Annotated in this window: 17 protein-coding genes; 10 read left to right on the top strand and 7 right to left on the bottom strand. The window is 68.6% G+C overall.

Going from position 1 to position 17,172, the window contains the following annotated elements:
• The first annotated feature begins 59 nt into the window (after nucleotides 1–59).
• A complete protein-coding gene (gene aceE / locus IHE47_RS15320; RefSeq protein ID WP_192107437.1) occupies nucleotides 60–2,753 on the top strand; it encodes a pyruvate dehydrogenase (acetyl-transferring), homodimeric type in 2,694 nt (897 codons plus the stop codon).
• Between the two features lie 78 nt (nucleotides 2,754–2,831).
• Here aceE and IHE47_RS15315 read toward each other — a convergent pair whose 3' ends face one another.
• The 6 genes from IHE47_RS15315 to IHE47_RS15290 form a co-directional block, all read right to left on the bottom strand.
• Nucleotides 2,832–3,104, bottom strand: coding sequence for a hypothetical protein (locus IHE47_RS15315; RefSeq protein WP_192107435.1), 273 nt, complete (start codon nucleotides 3,102–3,104; stop codon nucleotides 2,832–2,834).
• Nucleotides 3,105–3,183: 79 nt separating this feature from the next.
• Nucleotides 3,184–4,791: an MFS transporter gene (locus tag IHE47_RS15310; protein ID WP_192107433.1), complete on the bottom strand. Its 1,608-nt coding sequence runs from the start codon at nucleotides 4,789–4,791 to the stop codon at nucleotides 3,184–3,186.
• 75 nt (nucleotides 4,792–4,866) lie between these two features.
• Nucleotides 4,867–5,415 carry a hypothetical protein gene (locus tag IHE47_RS15305; RefSeq protein WP_192107431.1) on the bottom strand — a complete coding sequence of 183 codons (549 nt, stop codon included), beginning with the start codon at nucleotides 5,413–5,415 and terminating at the stop codon, nucleotides 4,867–4,869.
• 77 nt (nucleotides 5,416–5,492) lie between these two features.
• Nucleotides 5,493–7,115: an alpha/beta hydrolase-fold protein gene (locus IHE47_RS15300; RefSeq protein WP_192107429.1), complete on the bottom strand. Its 1,623-nt coding sequence runs from the start codon at nucleotides 7,113–7,115 to the stop codon at nucleotides 5,493–5,495.
• A gap of 42 nt (nucleotides 7,116–7,157) precedes the next feature.
• Nucleotides 7,158–8,414: an MFS transporter gene (locus IHE47_RS15295; protein WP_192107427.1), complete on the bottom strand. Its 1,257-nt coding sequence runs from the start codon at nucleotides 8,412–8,414 to the stop codon at nucleotides 7,158–7,160.
• Nucleotides 8,415–8,512: 98 nt separating this feature from the next.
• Nucleotides 8,513–10,318, bottom strand: coding sequence for an FAD-binding oxidoreductase (locus IHE47_RS15290; protein WP_192107425.1), 1,806 nt, complete (start codon nucleotides 10,316–10,318; stop codon nucleotides 8,513–8,515).
• A gap of 157 nt (nucleotides 10,319–10,475) precedes the next feature.
• Between IHE47_RS15290 and IHE47_RS15285 the strand changes: the two genes are divergently transcribed.
• From IHE47_RS15285 to IHE47_RS15275, 3 genes are all read left to right on the top strand, one after another.
• Nucleotides 10,476–11,354, top strand: a complete 879-nt coding sequence (locus IHE47_RS15285; protein WP_192107424.1) for a LytTR family DNA-binding domain-containing protein — start codon at nucleotides 10,476–10,478, stop codon at nucleotides 11,352–11,354.
• A 63-nt stretch (nucleotides 11,355–11,417) separates the two neighbouring features.
• Nucleotides 11,418–12,155 (top strand): hypothetical protein, encoded by a 738-nt coding sequence (locus IHE47_RS15280; RefSeq protein ID WP_192107422.1) that lies wholly within the window; start codon nucleotides 11,418–11,420, stop codon nucleotides 12,153–12,155.
• 112 nt (nucleotides 12,156–12,267) lie between these two features.
• Nucleotides 12,268–12,714, top strand: coding sequence for a DUF6491 family protein (locus IHE47_RS15275; RefSeq protein WP_192107420.1), 447 nt, complete (start codon nucleotides 12,268–12,270; stop codon nucleotides 12,712–12,714).
• An 86-nt stretch (nucleotides 12,715–12,800) separates the two neighbouring features.
• Here IHE47_RS15275 and IHE47_RS15270 read toward each other — a convergent pair whose 3' ends face one another.
• The gene (locus IHE47_RS15270; RefSeq protein WP_192107418.1) at nucleotides 12,801–13,214 is read right to left on the bottom strand and encodes a universal stress protein; all 414 of its coding nucleotides are present in this window, start codon (nucleotides 13,212–13,214) and stop codon (nucleotides 12,801–12,803) included.
• A gap of 189 nt (nucleotides 13,215–13,403) precedes the next feature.
• Between IHE47_RS15270 and IHE47_RS15265 the strand changes: the two genes are divergently transcribed.
• The 6 genes from IHE47_RS15265 to IHE47_RS15240 all read left to right on the top strand — a co-directional run bounded on the left by IHE47_RS15265 (nucleotide 13,404) and on the right by IHE47_RS15240 (nucleotide 17,146).
• Complete coding sequence (locus IHE47_RS15265) at nucleotides 13,404–13,862, top strand: hypothetical protein (protein WP_192107416.1); 459 nt, start codon at nucleotides 13,404–13,406, stop codon at nucleotides 13,860–13,862.
• 99 nt (nucleotides 13,863–13,961) lie between these two features.
• Complete coding sequence (locus tag IHE47_RS15260; protein ID WP_192107414.1) at nucleotides 13,962–14,504, top strand: peroxiredoxin; 543 nt, start codon at nucleotides 13,962–13,964, stop codon at nucleotides 14,502–14,504.
• Nucleotides 14,505–14,509: 5 nt separating this feature from the next.
• Nucleotides 14,510–15,037: a hypothetical protein gene (locus tag IHE47_RS15255; protein ID WP_343227491.1), complete on the top strand. Its 528-nt coding sequence runs from the start codon at nucleotides 14,510–14,512 to the stop codon at nucleotides 15,035–15,037.
• A 208-nt stretch (nucleotides 15,038–15,245) separates the two neighbouring features.
• Nucleotides 15,246–15,998 carry a DUF2884 family protein gene (locus IHE47_RS15250; protein WP_192107410.1) on the top strand — a complete coding sequence of 251 codons (753 nt, stop codon included), beginning with the start codon at nucleotides 15,246–15,248 and terminating at the stop codon, nucleotides 15,996–15,998.
• A 242-nt stretch (nucleotides 15,999–16,240) separates the two neighbouring features.
• A complete protein-coding gene (locus tag IHE47_RS15245) occupies nucleotides 16,241–16,678 on the top strand; it encodes a DUF2383 domain-containing protein (protein WP_225561993.1) in 438 nt (145 codons plus the stop codon).
• A gap of 141 nt (nucleotides 16,679–16,819) precedes the next feature.
• Nucleotides 16,820–17,146, top strand: coding sequence for a DUF2845 domain-containing protein (locus IHE47_RS15240; RefSeq protein ID WP_192108316.1), 327 nt, complete (start codon nucleotides 16,820–16,822; stop codon nucleotides 17,144–17,146).
• The last annotated feature ends 26 nt before the right edge of the window (nucleotides 17,147–17,172 follow it).

The raw sequence follows: 17,172 nt of genomic DNA, 5'->3' as shown, positions 1-17,172 counted from the left end.
CCCCTCGGCGGCCGCTTCCCCTTAGGCATTGCGCCGCTTGGCGCCGCGGAGAATCTCCCATGGATCAGCTCGACGACATCCTCAGCCAGGATCTCGATCCCACCGAAACCCGCGAGTGGATCGACTCGCTCAACGCGGTCATCAACCACGACGGCACCGAGCGCGCGCACTTCCTGCTTGAGCAGATGGTCGATTCGACGCGGCGCGCCGGCGGCTACCTGCCGTTCGACCCCACCACCGCCTACGTCAACACCATCGCGCCGGCCAACGAGGCGAAGATGCCGGGCGACGCGGCGATGGAATGGCGCATCCGCACCCTGATCCGCTGGAACGCGATGGCGATGGTGGTGCGCGCCAACCGCAAGCCGGGCGAGCTGGGCGGGCATATCGCGAGTTTCGCTTCATCGGCCACGCTGTACGACGTGGGCTTCAACCACTTCTGGCGCGCGCCCAGCGCCGAGCATCCCGGCGACCTGGTGTTCCACCAGGGCCACTCCAGCCCCGGCATCTACGCGCGTTCCTTCCTGGAAGGCCGCATCGGCGAGGACCAGCTCGACCTGTTCCGCATGGAAGTGGCCGGCCACGGCCGCGGCCTGTCCTCCTACCCGCACCCGTGGCTGATGCCGGACTACTGGCAGGTGCCCACGGTGTCGATGGGCCTGGGCCCGATCCAGGCGATCTACCAGGCGCAGTTCTGGAAGTACCTGGAGCACCGCGGCCTGATTCCCAAGAGCGACCGCAAGATCTGGTGCTTCATGGGCGACGGCGAGACGGACGAGCCCGAATCGCTGGGCGCGATCTCGCTGGCCGGCCGCGAAGGCCTGGACAACCTGGTCTTCGTGATCAACTGCAACCTGCAGCGCCTGGACGGCCCGGTACGCGGTAACGGCAAGATCATCCAGGAGCTGGAAGGCGTGTTCCGCGGCGCCGGCTGGAATGCCATCAAGGTGATCTGGGGCAGCTACTGGGATCCGCTCCTCGCGCGCGACAAGAACGGCGTGCTGCGCAAGCTGATGATGGAAACCATCGACGGCGAGTACCAGGCGTGCAAGGCCTTCGGCGGCGCGTACACGCGCGAGCATTTCTTCAACAAGTACCCCGAGACCCGCGAGATGGTCGCCAACCTGTCGGACGACGACATCTGGCGCCTCAACCGCGGCGGCCACGACCCGCACAAGGTCTATGCGGCCTACCACCAGGCGGTGAACACCAAGGGCATGCCCACGGTGATCCTGGCCAAGACGGTGAAGGGCTACGGCATGGGCGCGGCCGGCGAGTCGCAGAACCCCACGCACCAGCAGAAGAAGCTGGACAACGACGCCGTGCGCCACTTCCGCGACCGCTTCAACATCCCGGTGACAGACGACAAGCTGGCTGAAGTGCCGTACTTCCATCCCGGCAAGAACTCGCCGGAAGTGGAATACATGATCGAGCGCCGCCGCGCGCTGGGCGGTTTCCTGCCGCAGCGCCGGCGCCACGCCGACGCCAAGCTCAAGGCGCCGGAGCTGTCTGCGTTCGAGCAGATCACCAAGGGCACCGGTGACCGCGAGATCTCCACCACCATGGCGCTGGTGCGCGGCATGAACCTGCTGCTGCGCGACAAGCAGATCGGCGAGCGCATCGTGCCGATCGTGGCCGACGAGGCGCGTACCTTCGGCATGGAAGGCATGTTCCGCCAGATCGGCATCTACGCGCCGTTCGGCCAGAAGTACCGTCCGCAGGACGCCGACCAGCTGCTGTACTACCGCGAAGACCAGAAGGGCCAGGTGCTGCAGGAAGGCATCTCCGAGGCCGGCGGCATGGCTGCGTGGATGGCGGCGGCCACCAGCTACAGCATCAGCAACCAGGCGATGCTGCCGTTCTTCATCTACTACTCGATGTTCGGCTTCCAGCGCATCGGCGACCTGGCCTGGGCGGCCGGCGACATGCGCGCACGCGGCTTCCTGATCGGCGGCACCGCGGGTCGCACCACGCTCAACGGCGAGGGCCTGCAGCACGAGGACGGTTCCTCGCACCTGATGGCCGGCGCGATCCCGAACGTGAAGTCGTACGACCCGACGTTCTCGTATGAAGTGGCCGTGATCCTGCAGGACGGCACCCGCCGCATGGTGCAGGAGCAGGAAGACGTCTACTACTACATCACCGTGATGAACGAGAACTACAGCCACCCCGACCTGCCGCAAGGCGTCGAGGAGGACATCATCAAGGGCATGTACCTGTTCAAGGACGCCGGCAAGCCGAAGAAGGGCGAGACGCGCGTGCAGCTGCTGGGTTCGGGCACCATCCTGCGCGAGGTGATCGCCGCCGCCGAGCTGCTGGAGAAGGACTTCGGCGTGACCGCCGACATCTGGTCCTGCCCCAGCTTCGTCGAACTGCGCCGCGACGGCTTCGACGCCGAGCGCTGGAACCGCCTGCATCCGGAAGCGGAGCAGCGCGTGCCGCATGTCACCGGCCTTTTGCAGGGCCGCCAGGGTCCGGCCATCGCCGCCACCGACTACGTGCGCGAATACGCCGACCAGGTCCGCGCCTTCCTGCCCGACGGCATGCGCTACACCGTGCTCGGCACCGACGGCTTCGGCCGCTCGGACACGCGCGAGCACCTGCGCGGCTTCTTCGAGGTCGACCGTTACTGGATCGCCCACGCCGCGCTGGCCGCGCTGGCGAAGGACGGCAAGGTCAACGCCAAGGACGTGGCGCGCGCGATCAAGGAATACAAGCTCGACCCCGAGAAGCCCAACCCGACCACGGTGTGAGTGGCTTGAAGCAGGACGAGAAAACCCGCCGAAAGGCGGGTTTTCTTTTTTCCTTTGGCGTGCCCGGCAAGCGGCGCCTCAGTCCCCGTCGTTGCGGCGCAATACCTGGCGCAGCAACAGCAGCGCGCCGACGGCGCCGGCCACGATCGCCACGGTGGCGACCGGATGGCGGCGCACGTGGCGTTTCACGCGCCGGTAGCGATAGCTGGTCTCGTCGGCCAGGGCCTCGGCTGCGCGTGCGACCCGGCGCCGGTAAGCGTCGCCGTCGAAACGTGCCGCCGCGCTGCGTCCGCGGGCGACCCAGCCGCCGAGTTCGTCCATGGGGCTTTCGAGATCGCGTGATCCGCTCATGGTGGTTTTCCTTGATTCGTCGAAACCACACTGCCAGTCGTCGCGTTAGCCGGTCGTGTACGCGTTTTGGAACAGGCTCCTACTCCGACAGCGTGCGCTGGATCGCTTCCAGCGCGTGCCCGCGCGTCTCGACGCCATGGCGTGCCAGCAACCAGCCGGCCGCGGCCATCGGCAATGCAATCAGCAGCGCGGACAGCGCGAAGTGCGCGAACAGCCCCAGCACGCCCAGTGCCGCGCCGAGGATGCCGCCGAACTTCGAGCTGGCGGCGATCAGGCCCGAACCGCTGCCGCGCAGGTGCACCGGATAGATTTCCGCCGCGTACGGAATCATCGTGGCGATCACGCCGCCGCTGCTCAGCAGCAGGCCCGCCGTGGCGGCGATCATCGGGATCTCGGCCTGCGTGCCGCTGAAGGCAAGGGCGCAGAACGTGGCCAGCGACGCCGCGGTCAGCGCGATGAACAACACCAGCGTGCGGAAACTGCTCCAGCGCTGGTACAGCCACACCACGGCGGCCGTGCCCGGCACCGCCAGCAGCGCCGAGCGCGCCAGCAGGGCGCTGGCGGCGTGGGCATCCATGCCGAGTTTCGCCAGGTTTGCCGGCAGCCACAGCAGGAAGCCGAAGTTCACCAGGCCCCACGCCAGCCCGCAGGTGCACAGCGCGAGTGTGAGCCGCGCATGCCGGCCGCGCAGCAACTGGCGCAGGTCGGCGACCGGATGCGCGCTCTCCAGGATCGGCGGATCGCTGTCCACGCCGCTGGCGTCCTCGCGAACCGCCGCCGGCGAGCCGGCGAAGCGGGCCAGCACCGCGCGCGCCTGCGCGTGCAGGCCGGCGTCGGCGAGGAAGCGCGGCGATTCCGGGATGTAGCGGTTGATGAAGACGATCAGCGCGCCGGTGGGCAGGTTCAGCAGCCACAGGGCGCGCCAGCTGAAGGTGGGTTCCAGCGCACTGGCCGCGCCCGAGGCGGCGAGGTAGCCGGCCGAGGTGCCCAGCCCGCCCAGCGCCACCAGCAGCCAGCCGCGGTGCGCGGCGGGCACGGTCTCGGCCATCAGGGTGAAGGCGATCGGCAGCATGCCGCCGGCCGCCGCGCCCATCATGAAGCACATCGCCAGGTTCCAGCCGAACGACGGCATCGTGCCGCAGATCGCGGTGCCCATGAACAGCAGCGCCGACAACAGGATCGCCGCGCGGCGACCGAACAGGTCGGCCAGGCGGCCCCACACCAGCGAGCCCAGCGCGGTGCCGGTGAGCGCGAACAGCGCCAGCCAGCCGGCCGTGGTCATGGCGATGCCGTATTCCGCGGTCACGCCGGGCATCACGAAGGCCAGCGAGGCCGGCTTCATCACGTCGATCGCCAGTGCCACCGCCAGCGACGCCGCGAGGACCCAGTGCGCGCGGTTCAGCGGCACGCTGTCGGCCACGTGCAGGTGCGGCCGGTCGCCATGCCCGTGCCGGTTGCGCCGCAATTGCGCCAGCCGCGGCATCAGGCCGTAGCCGGCCAGCAGCACGCCGCCGGGGATCAGCACCATGCCGACCAGCATGCCGGCGTCCATCGGCATGCCGGCGAGCCGGTAATGCATCGGCGCCGCCATCAGGAACATCGGCATGTGCAGCAGCACGCCGGCCGCCACCGCGACGCAGCCCAGCCAGAACGCGAGTGGATGATGGAAGCGCAATTCGTTGGACATGGCGACTGGCGGGTGGACGACAATCGCGAGCTTAGCAGCGGCGCCGCCGCCGCGATGCGATCAGCGCATGGCCAGTCACGGCCGGAATTCGTCGCGCACCTGCGCGCTGCACAGGCGGCGGATGATCCAGCCGAACAGTACGCAAAACACCAGCGCCATCAGCGTGCCGAACACCTGCGCGACGCGCATGAAGCCGTGCATGACCGCGCCCGCATCGGCGGGCATGCCGGCTGCGCGCGTGAAGGCGTCCATCGAGCCCATGAACCACCACTGCCATGCCAGGCCGAACAGCTGGTAGGCGATGGCGAAGCCCATCAGGCCGATGAACAGGCGACGCGCCCATTCGTGCCGCAACAGCAGGCCGATGCTGGCGACCAGGGTGGCGGACGAGACCAGCAGGAAGCCACGGAAGAACCACGCCATGTGCCCGAACATCCACTGCGTTGGCGCCGGCAGGCCCGGCGGCTGCGGTGGCATGGGATGGGCCTGCATCTCCGGCAGGAACAGCAGCTGCAGCATCAGGTTCTGCAGCAGGGCGATCAGCGTGGCGAAGCCGGCCAGGCCGATGAACACCCAGGCCAGCACGGTGACGAAGGTGGAGCGCAGGGGTGGTGGTGTGGACATGCGCGACTCTCCATGGTGGGCATGACGGCCGCCAGCATCGCGGGTTTGCGCGCGCCGGGCAACGGCCCTGCGCAGTCTCAGTATCGCCAGCTCCGGAGGTCCGTGTTCGGGGGCGCGTGGCCGTCGATGTAGCGGGTGATGTCCTCGATCAGCTCCTTGCCGCGCGGCCCCCAGCAATGCGGTGCCATCGGCTGGTAGGTGACGCTGCCGCCGAAGGCGGGATCGTGTGCGCTGCGCAGGAAGGCATCCATCTCGCGCACGCCCATGTTGAGGTTGTAGGTGTCCATGTCGCCGACGTAGATGTGCAGCTTGTCGGCCAGCTTCGGCCCCAGCTCGGGCCAGTGCGTCTGCAGCAGGTGGCGCAGGTCGAAGTGCTGCTTCCAGTACGCCGCCACCGCATGGTCGATGTCGCCGTTGCGCTTGTTCCACAGCCGCTGCGGATAGCCGTCCGCGCCGAGCGGGCCGAAGGCGGCCTCCCAGATGTCCCACTGGCCACCGGAGCGGTCGTGGTCGCCCACCGCCAGCTCGTACCAGTTCTCGTCCTTCATCATCGCCGTGGCGTTGCCGTCGGGCAGGCGCGTGTCCACGCGCTCGACCTTCACCCAGCCCTTGTCGATCCAGTAGGCGTTGGCGTCGTCGTAGATGTTCACCACTTGGTGATAGCGGAAATCCAGCGCATCCGGGCAGGAGGCGAACGCGCCACCGTAGTAGTCCGGATGGAACACGGTCTGTGCCACCGTGATCCAGCCGCCGGTGGAGCCGCCTTCGAGGATGCGCGCCCAGGGTTGCTCGATGGTGCGGAAGCGCCGTGCGATCTCCGGCAGCAGCTCCTGGTGGATGGCGTCGTCGTAGGGGCCTTCGTTGGCCGAGTTCACCGCGTAGGAGTCGTCGTAGTACGGCGAGGGGTGCTGCAGGCTCACCATGATGTAGCGCGGCGTGCCGTCGGCCAGCCAGTAGTCGCGGAAGCCGCTCTTCGGACGGTCGAAGCCGCCCGGCGCGGCGGTGGAGAAGTGGCCCTGCTCGTAGATCACCGGATAGTGCAGGCCAGGGTGCTTGTCGTAGTCCTTCGGCAGCAGCACGGTCGCACCCAGGTAGATCGGCTGGCCCCACCACGCGCTGAGCAGCTTGCTCTTGATGCGGAAGCGCTTGACCTGGGCCGTGTCCTTCGGAAACGGGATCGGCGCGATTACCTGGTCGGCGACCAGGTGCAGCGGCTCATGCGCGGCCGGGTCGTAATGCACCTTCACCGGCTTGCCGTAGAGGTTGCCGGGCGAGTGCTTCCAGTCCTGGCCTTCCCACTGGTCCATGTGCAGCCACACGGTGTGGCCGTCGGCGCGCTTGAACTCGGTGTAGACGTTGACGAAGGGCTGCATCCAGTAGTCGCCGGCGGGCAACTGGCGCAGGCTGGCCAGCGGCGCGCCGAAATCGTCGGCGTCGATCGCCACGGCCTGGCCCGGCGCCAGCGCGACCACGTCATGGCCGAACAACGGCACGCCAGTGACGTCGGCCTCCTCGATCGGCGGCTTGTCGGCATCGCGGCTGATCGCCACGTAGACGCGGCCGGTCACCGGCTGTGCGTGTGCCTGCGCGCTGAAGCTGACCAGGATGCGCGGGCCGTCGTCGGCCGCGTAGGCGGCGGGTGCGAGGGCGGACAGGGCGAGCGCGGCGATGGCGGCGCGGAGGATGGCGAGTGCGTTCATCCGCCGATCCTAGCGGTCCGCGGCGGCGGCGCCCACTGCCTGCTAGATCGATTCGGCCGTGCCCGGTGCTTCGCTGGCGGGCGCTTCCAACTGCAGGCTTTGCCGCCGTCGCAGGCCCGGGAACATCGCCATCCACAGGCCCACCACTACCAGCGTGCCGATGCCGCCGAGCACGGCGGAACCCATCGCGCCCACCCACGCGGCCAGCATGCCGGACTCGAATTCGCCGAGCTGGTTGGAGGTGTTGATGAAGATCGAGTTCACCGCGTTGACCCGGCCGCGCATCGCGTCCGGCGTGTCCAGCTGCACCAGCGAGCCGCGGATCACCATGCTCACCATGTCGAACGCACCCAGCGCGAACAGTGCGGCCAGCGACAGCCACAGGTTCGCGGAAACGGCGAACACCAGGGTCGCCACGCCGAAGCCCGCCACGGAGGCGAACATGGTCATGCCCACGCGCCGCCGCAGTTCGTGCTTCGCCAGCCACAGCGACATCAGCAGCGCGCCCACCGCCGGCGCCGCGCGCAGCAGGCCCAGGCCCCACGGGCCGGTGTGCAGGATGTCGCGTGCGAAGATCGGCAGCAGCGAGGTGACGCCGCCGAGCAGCACCGCGAACAGGTCCAGCGAAATCACGCCCAGCACGTCCTTGCGCTCGCGGATGAAATGCACGCCGGCGAACAGCGTCTTCAGCGTGGCTGGTTCGCGTCGCGGCGGCGCCTGCTCATAGCGCAGCATCGCCATCGTCGTCGCGGCGACCAGGTAGAGCACGGCGGCGCCGAGGTACACCACGCCTGGCCCAGCCGCGTAGAGCAAGCCGCCCACCGCGGGGCCGAGGATGGTGGCCATCTGGAAGGCCGAGCCGCTCACAGCCACCGCGCGCGGCAACAGGGCCGGCGGCACCAGCGCCGGCAGCAGCGACTGCATCGAGGGCGACTCGAACGCCTTGGCCACGCCGATCACGAACACCAGCGCGAGAATGCCGGCCTCGTGGATGCGCCCGCTGAACGTCAGCGCGGCCAGCAGCACGATGGCCGTCCATTCCACGATCTGCCCGATCAGCACCACGCGCCGCCGTTCGAACTGGTCGGCCACGTGCCCCGCCGGCAATGCCAGCAGCACGGAAGGGATGAACTGCACCAGGCCGATCAGGCCGAGATCGAAGGCGCGCCCGGTGATCGCATACACCTGCCAGCCCACCGCCACCGACAGCATCTGGAAGCCGAAGCCGGAAGCGATGCGCGAGCACCAGAACTGCACGAAGGCGGGGTGGCGCAGCAGCGAATCGGAACGTGGGGACATGGAGCGGGCAGGGCCGAAAAACCGCCAGTCTAACCGGGCCGCCGGATGTACAAGCGGCCCATCACGATCCCTGCGACTCAACTGACGATGCGGCGCGATCAGCCCGTGCGCGTAAAGCCGTCCGCGCTCCAGTCCTCGCTGCCGACGCCGTGGTGCACAAAGAACAGGCCGTCGGGGTCGTACTTGCGCTTGGCCGCGGCGAGGCGCGGATAGTTGTCGCCCCAGAATCCACGTTGCCAGTCGCGCAGGAAATAGTCGCTTTCCGAAACGTAGGAACCGGCGCCGGGTGCCACGGCGCGGATGGCGTCCATCGCCTGGTCGATGGCGGTCGCTTCGTGCCGCGCCTTGGCCAGGTCGGGCTGCGCGCCCGGCATGCCGGGATACGCCGGCGGGCCGCCGTTGGCGCAGATCAGCAGGGCGAATGCGTCGAGCACCTGCGGATGGGTGGCGGTGTCGCGGGCACGGGCGAGCGTGTCGGCCGGTGCGCCGGCCAGCCCTTTGTTGAAATGCAGGGCGAAACCCCAGTGCTCCGTAGCGTTGAACAAGGCCTCCGCCAGCTGCGCCTGCCGCCCGGGTTCCAGCAGTGAGGCCGGCAGCCAGGCCGACTGGTAGCCGTGGATGAACCAGCCGGCCTGGTCGTGGTCGCCGGACCACAGGTAGTGATGGCGGGGTGCGCCCGGCCGATTGTCCGGCACGATGGCGTCCGGCAGGTGTTGGCGCAGGAATTCGGCGTCCCAGAGATGTCGGGCCGGCAGCACCAGCGCCTGGAACGGCTTGGTGACGTGGCAATCCTTGCGGGCGCGCACCCAATCGAGGAAGGGCACCCAGGTCTGTTCGGCCTGTTGCCGGGTGAGCCCCTGGAACATCATCGAGACCTCGAAGGTGTCGCCACCGTAGAACTTCATCTGCTCGCCCCAATGCGGGTTGAACAGCGCGCGCTGGTAGAAGTCCATCGCCTCGGCGATCAGGGCGCGGTAGGCCGCGTCCGAGTCGGCCTTGACGGTGAGGTTGATGCCGCCGAAGAACTCCGGCAGCTCGAAGGTGCGCAGGGTCAGCCGCGTGACCACGCCCAGGCTGCCGCCACCACCGCCCTTGAGGCCCCAGAACAGCTCCGGGTTGGTGCGGGCATTGGCGATGCGCACCTGGCCATCGGCGGTGACCACTTCCGCCTCCAGCAGGTTGGACGCCGCGCTGCCCCAGCGCTTCGAGAGGCTGCCGAAGCCGCCGCTCTGCACCAGCCCGGCCACGCCCACCGTGGTGCAGCCGCCGCCCTGCACGTAGCGGCCGCCGCGGGTGGTCACGGCGTTGTAGGCGTCGATCCACATCGCACCGGCTTCCACGCTCACCGCCGGCAGCGGTGCCATGTGGCCGGCGCAATCTTGCGGCACGAAGGCGTCGTGCAGGCTCACCTGGTTCATGTGGCGCGTCCACACCAGCAGCGAATCCGGCGCGTCCGAAGTGCCCTGGTAGCTGTGGCCACCGCCCTTCACCACCAACCGCAGGCGATGCCGGCGCGCGAAGTCGACGGCTGCCACCACGTCGGCGGTGCTTTCCGCCGCCACCGCATAGGCGCTGGGTTGCGAAGCCCAGGCATCGGCCCAGCCGCTGGTCTGGGTCAGCGTGGGGTTGTCGCCCATAGCGAATGGGTTGTCCAACTGCTTCAGTGCCTGCGACGCCTCGCCATGGGCGAACGGTGGCTCCAGCTTCAGCAACCGGCCGCCGACCTGCCGTTTCAGTTGTTCCCATTCCACGGCCGCGGGCCAGCCCGGCTGGCCCGGGCGTACCCGCGAGCGCAAGGCGGTCGCGAGCGTGCCGACGCCGCGCGCCAGGGTCGTGCCGCCGCGCATCAGCAAGGGCAGCAGGGGAAGGGTGACGGCAGCCTTCAGCAAGTCGCGCCTTTTCATCGTATCGCTCCGGACGGGATGTGAGGTGGCCAGCATGGGCCGGTATCACCGCCAATCCCAGCGTGCGGTGACGGATCGCGGGCCGTCGGGGACGAATCGACTTCGACGTGGGACGGGATGCGCGGGGATCTTGCCGTGGCCACGTAGAATCGCCGGGATGAACGAACAGGCGGATGTGGGATACAGGGATTTCCAGCGTTGGCACACCTCGGTCGAGGTGGCCTTCTGGGTGGCGCTGTTCACTCTCAACACGGTGTTCAACTGCATCGTTGCGCAGATCGACGATGCCCGCACGGCGGCTTGGGAGCCATGGGTGAGGGAATCGAGCAGCGCGCTGCTGGTCCTGCTGCTGATTCCCTTCGTCAAGGTGGCGGAGCGGCGCTGGCCATTCCGCTTCGATACGTGGCGCCACAGCCTGCCGTGGCATCTGCTGGCCAGCGTGGCGTTCAGCCTGGTGCACGTGGCCGGCATGGTCGGGCTGCGCAAGCTGGCTTACGGGATGGCCGGCCACCACTACCATTTCGGCGCGTGGTGGCCGAACTTCGGCTACGAGTACCTGAAGGACATCCGCAGCTATTTCACCATCGTCGCGCTGATCTGCCTGTCGCGGCTCTGGCTGCTGCGCCAGCAGGGCGAGGCGAAGCTGCTGGCCGAACCGGACGACGGTCCGCCGGTGGAGCCGGTGGAGCGGCCGGAACGTTTCCTGGTGCGCAAGCTGGGCAAGGAGTTCCTGCTCAACGCCAGCGAGATCGAGTGGCTGCAGGCCGCGGGCAACTACGTGAACCTGCACGTGCGCGGGCGCGACTATCCGTTGCGCAGCACCATGGCCGGCATCGAGGCGCGGCTGGACCCAGCGCGCTTCCTGCGCGTGCATCGCGGCTACTTCGTCAACCTCGACTACCTCGCCGAGATCGAACCGCTGGAAACCGGCGATGCGCGCCTGCGCCTGCGCGATGGCACCACCATTCCGTGCAGCCGCCGTTATCGTGCCGCGCTGCGCGAACGCTACGGCGGCCAGCCTGCCGCAGGCGAATGAGCTTGCGCCGCGGCGCGTGATCGTTCCAAGCTAGCCGCTGGTTCCACCCCGGATGATTCTCCGATGACACCTGCCTCGCCACGCCCGCGTTCCGCACTCGCCGCCCTTGCCGGCGCGCTGCTCCTCGCCGCCTGTTCGCAGGGTGGCGCGCCTGCGCCGGATGCCGCGCAACAACAGGCGCAGGCGCAAGCCAGCGAGGCGGCGCAGAACCTCGCTACCTATCGCCAGTTGCTGGCCATGCACAACGACCAGATGGCGGCAACGATGGGCGAGGACATCGTGCAGCGCTTCCCCGGCAGCGCCGCGGCGAAGGAAGTGCAGCAGACCCTGCCCGACGTCGAGAAGCGCTGGAAGGAGAACAGCGAGAAGACGCGCCTCGCCGCGCTGTGGCAGTACCAGGTGGCGCCGATGGAAGGCGGCACGCAGTCCACCGCATCGATCTACGAAAGCCAGCCCACCGACGTGCGCGTGCGGCTGGTGCTGCGCCGGCACACCAGCTGGGGCCAGAGCGCGTTCCTGTACAGCGATGCCCACGGCTTCGTCTGCAAGGGCGATTGCACCATCGCCGCGAAGTTCGACGACAAGCCGCACCCGATCAAGGCCTATGCGCCGCCCACCGGCGAGCCGGCGCTGATGATCCGCGACGACAAGGGCTTCATCGCCCTGTTGCAGAAATCGAGGAAGATCAGCCTGCCCGTCACCATGCAGGACGGCGAGAAGAAGGTGGAACTGGTCTACGAGGTGGGCGGCTTCGTGCCCGACCAGTGGCAGGCGCTGCCGAAGAAGGGCGGCAAGAAGTAGGAGCCTGTGCAATAGCTCCGCGGGCCACGTGGAGGCATGGGGCAGGCCCCGGCAGGTACACCCGCCGACCGCTCGCGCGTTACAGCACGCATCGACGATGAGGAGTGCCGCCATGTCCCGCAAGACTTCGTGGATGGTCGCCATGCTGGCGATGCTGCTGGGCGCATGTTCCAGCGTGCCCTATGCGCAGCGGATGGCCCAGCGCCAGGCCGCCTATGCGGCGGCCGCCGGTGCGCCGGTGCGCAGCTTCCACTTCTACAACCTGTATTCGTGGGAGTCGTTGGGCAATGACCAGTTGGCCGTCTATACGCAGGCCAACCGCGCCTGGTTGCTCGACGTGAACGCCTGCCCGAACCTGGCCTTCGCCAATGCCATCGGGCTCACCTCGTTCGCCGGCGACGTGTCGGTGAATTTCGACAAGGTGCTGACCGGTCGCGGCTACCCGCCGTGCTTCATCGCGAAGATCCGTCCGGTCGACGTGGCAAGGCTCAAGCTGGAGCAGCAGGCACAGCGCAAGATCGACGCGGTGCCGCGCGAGCAGGCGGCCACGGCGCAGTAGGCACCCGTCGGCGTTCTCGAGAAGCTTCGCGCCGCCATCGAATGGCTGCAGGGTGGATCGAGATATTGGGCAGGCGGCAGCGCCGCTCAACGCACCACGGTCACCGGCACGTGCGCCCGCGCCAGCACGTTGTCGGAAACCGAGCCGACCAGCCAGCGCGCCAGCGCGCCACGTTCGGTATGCCCGATCACGATGTGGTCGATGCCGCGCTGGGCGACCTGGCTGAGCAGCACGTCGCCGGGGCTGCCGTGGGTGAGCTCGATGTCGACGAGGCGGGCGGTGTCGGGATCGAGCGCGGCCAGTTCGTCCTTGAGCTCCTGCATGCGCTGCGTGCCGGAGTCGGTCATCATCAGGGCGCAGGTGTCGCCGCCTTCGGCCACCTGCAGCACCGACACCACGCGCACCCGCCCGCCGCAGCCGCGCGCCAGTTCCATCGCGAAAGCGAAGGCGCGCCGTGCCGCGTCCGAACCATCGTAACCGACCAGCGAATACTTGGGCATGCCCGCTCCTGTCGCGGTGGACGAGTGTGGCATGCAGTGTGGATGCCATTGCGTTAGCGAAACATCAACAAGATGAACGGAGGCGCGTGGAGCTCACGTCGTCGTCACGATGCGGCGCCGAGGCTGCATCGTGCGTTCCCGCCGAGACCTGGCCGGATCGCGACGATCCCGCAAACCTAGGAGACGACAATGAGCAAGCGCACCCTCGCCTTGACCGCCGCCCTGTTGCTGGGTTCGGGCACCTTGGCAATCGTGCCGGCCGTGCCCGCCCATGCCGCCGAGGCGAACGTGAAATGCCACCTCGACTTCAACCTGTCGGGCTGGTCGATCCTCTACAAGCATGCCGAAGGCAGCGGCACCGTGCACTGCGACAACGGACAGCAGGCCGCGGTGAAAATCGCGGTGATCGGCGGTGGCCTCACGGCCGGCAAGTACCGCATCGACCACGGCACCGGCGACATCACGCACGTGCGCAACATCGACGACGTGTTCGGCGGATACGCGCAGGCCGGCGCGGAAGCCGGCGTGGTGAAGAGCGGCACCGTGCAGGTGCTGACCAAGGGCACCACCTCGCTGGCGCTGGCCGGCCATGGCGAAGGCATCAACCTCGGCGTGTCGGTCGGACGGTTCACCATCAACCGCCCCTGAGCACCGGGTTCATTGCGCAAGCGAAGGGCGCCGTGCGGCGCCCTTCGCTTGCGTGGCGGCGTACACTGGGCGTTGCCCTTCCTTCCCTGGAGTACCGCCATGCGCCGCCTGTCAGTGTTGCTCGCCTTGACCTTGCTGTGCGGCCTGCTCGCCGCTCCCGTATTTGCCGACGAGGCCCTGCCGCAGGCCGGCACCGCCGCGCCGGCCTTCCGCCTGCAGGACCAGAACGGCCATTGGCGCAGCCCGGCCGATTACCAGGGCCATTGGCTGGTGCTGTATTTCTATCCCAAGGATTTCACGCCTGGCTGCACCACCGAGGTGTGCACCTTCCGCGATGACGTCGCCAAGCTGCGGCAGGCCGGCGCGTCGGTGGTGGGCGTGAGCCTGGACGACGTGAAATCGCATGCGGATTTCGCCGCCAAGTACCACGTGCCGTTCCCGCTGCTCGCCGATTCGGACCGCAAGACGGCCACCGAATACGGTGTGCTCAACAGCATGGCGGGCATGCACTACGCCAAGCGCACCACCTTCCTGATCGATCCGCAGGGCAGGATCGCCAAGGTCTACGTGGACGTGGATCCCAAGGCGAATTCCAGCCAGGTGCTGGCCGATCTCGCCACCTTGAAGCAGGCCGGGCATTGATGCCGGTGGCGGCACCTGCCGGGCCGCGCGGTTTCGCGGCCTGGCGCGTGGTGGTCTGGCTGCTGTTGCTGCTCGCGGCGTTCGGCTGCGTGCAGTACGCCGGCCATGCGCAATTGCTGTGGGCGCAACGCGTGGACCTGTCGCCTGCCGACAGCGCCGCGATGCACCGCATGCTGGCCTGGGACATCGGCTATTTCGCGGCCGCGTTCGCGGTCATCGTGCTCTGCGCCGGTTGCATCCTGCGCCAGGCCTGGGCGCGCGCACCGTTGCGCGTGGCCTGTGGTGCGCTGGCGCTGTGGGCGCTGGTCGGCGGCGGCATGATGCTGGCGCAGTGGCCACAGTTCGACCGCGCCAGTGCCGACGCGCTGGTCCAGTTCGGCAGCGATGAAGTGATGCACAACGCCGTGCTGCATGCGCGGCGCGTCTATCGCATCACGCTCGCACTGAAAGCCGTCGCGGTTCCGCTGCTGGGGTGGCTGGCGTGGAAGTTGGGTACGCCGGCCGTGGGCTTGCAGTTCCAGCGGCGCCATTGAGACCTGGAAAGGGTCGCGGGCGCCCACGGTTGGACGACGGGCTGATCCCGGGCAGTGCCGATGCCATGCCGGCTGGTGGCGTCGATCGGCTCGGGCAGGGTCTGCATCCTGCGGGCAGGGCGGAAGCACGCGTGAACCGTCGCGCGTTCAGCACGGGTTGACTTGCCGGCAGGTATCGCTGTGCCACTTCGTCCGTGGAATCCGCTCGATGTGCTTACGCCACCTGTCGCTTTGCCTCCTGCCGCTGCTTGTCGCATTGCCGCTGCACGCGCAGGATCTGGCCACTACCTGCCATGCCACCAGCAGCTATGACGTGACGTTGCGGCCGGACAGCCTGCTGTTCGACCGCCCCTCGCCCGCGCCCACGCGGGTGGAGTTGAACCAGGGCGCGTTGCGTGTGGATGGCGCGGTGGTGGGGTTGAACGCGGAGGACCAGGATCGCCTCGCCCTGTTCGAGCGCGACCTGCGCGCGCTGGCGCCGCGCGTGCGCACGGTGGCCCGGCATGGCGTGGACATCGCGGTGCAGGGCCTGCACGAGGAAGCGGCTGGCATGGGCCTGGGCGCCGATGCGCGCATGCAGCTCGATCAGCGGCTGGCGGCGGATGCGGCCAGCCTCAAGCAGCGCATCGGGGCCAGCAACAGCACGAAGGATTGGCAGGGCGACGCGATGAACCAGTACGTCAGCCGGATCGAGAGCGACCTGCTGCCCCTGATCGCCGGCGACCTCGGCCAGCAGGCGCTGAATGCCGCCATGGGCGGCGACCTGCAGACCGCCGCCGATCTGCGCGACCGCGCCGCGGACCTTGCCACGCAACTGGAGCCGCGCATGCGCCGGCGGATGCAGGCGTTACGGCCGCAGATCCTGGCGTTGTGCCCGGCGATCCGGCAGCTGTCCGAGTTGCAGCAGGGCGTGCGCGACAACCGCGGCCGTGCGCTGGACCTGTTGCAGATTGGCGGGTGAGCAGGCTTCGCGCGCACTTTCGCCAGCGACAAAGCGGCTCCCCCGGTGGCGCGGGCCGGCAGAGATTCAGGTGAGCTGGATCGTGTGCCATGGGGCGTCCGGAACTGCCTTGTTCACCGCTCCGGCGCACGTGGTCGACGAGCCCTGCAAGCCGGCACGCGGCCGCGGATTAATCTCCGGCTAAGTAGCCATGAATGAGGATGGCCCATCCATCCCGGCATCCGTCCGCGGCGACCATGGCCATGAATCCCGTACGCGCAACCTGCAACCAGCTGATCCGCCGCAGCGTCGACTTGTGCCGCCTGTATCGCCATGCCGCGCTGGCGGTGAACGAGCCAGGCCTGCGCGTGGTGCTGGTGGAGGAGGCGCAGGCGCTTGCTTCCGTGATCGTCGAGCTGCAGCACGGAATGGAACTGGCCGGCGGCAAGCCGCGCACCAACGGCAGTTGGCGCGCCGCCTTGCGTTGCCGCCTGGTGGGCAGCATGGCGCGGGCCAGCGCGCGGCGCGACCACGTCTGGATCCGCGCCCTGGCGCAGGACGAGAGCGCCTTGCTGCAGGCCTTCGAGCATGCGATTGGCGTGCTGCCGGAGGAGTTCGCGCGCTGCCTGCGCCGGCAACTGCCGCGCCTGCGCGGCATCCATCTGGACATGCACAACCTCGCCGGCGCCACGCATTCCTGACCGTGCGCCCGATGGCGTACGACTACACGAACGTCTGCAGCACGCCCACCGGATCGCCGGTCGTCGACTGGCGTCGCCGCCGATCCGGGCGGGTTAGCTTGCCTGACCGGGCGCGCAGCGCCTACGCATGGAGGACGCGTGATGCATCGTCAGGCATTGGCCGGCCTGCTGGCCTTCACCCTGTTTGTCGTCGCCACTGGCGCCGTCGCCTCCGACAGCCTGCGCGTCGGCAACCGCGTGCTGGTGGTGGGCGACAGCGCGGCCACCGTGACCGACCTGCTGGGCAAGCCCTCGCACAAGTCGCGCCGCGGCGGCGGGCAAGGCAAGGGGCGCCGCGGGAAACGCACGCGTGCGGCGCCCGGCAATGCGGCGCCGGGCGAGCAATGGCAGTACCGCCGTGACGGCCATGTGGTCGTGGTCACCCTGGTCGACGGCCGCGTCAGCGACATCGACGAACGCAGCCACTAATACTCCACGCGGGTTGCGTGGAGGCA

The sequence above is a fragment of the Rhodanobacter sp. DHB23 genome (assembly GCF_014842975.1).
Lineage (GTDB): Bacteria > Pseudomonadota > Gammaproteobacteria > Xanthomonadales > Rhodanobacteraceae > Rhodanobacter_A.
The sequence above is the reverse complement of the archived record's forward strand: the minus strand, read 5'-3'. Positions and strand labels throughout refer to the sequence as shown.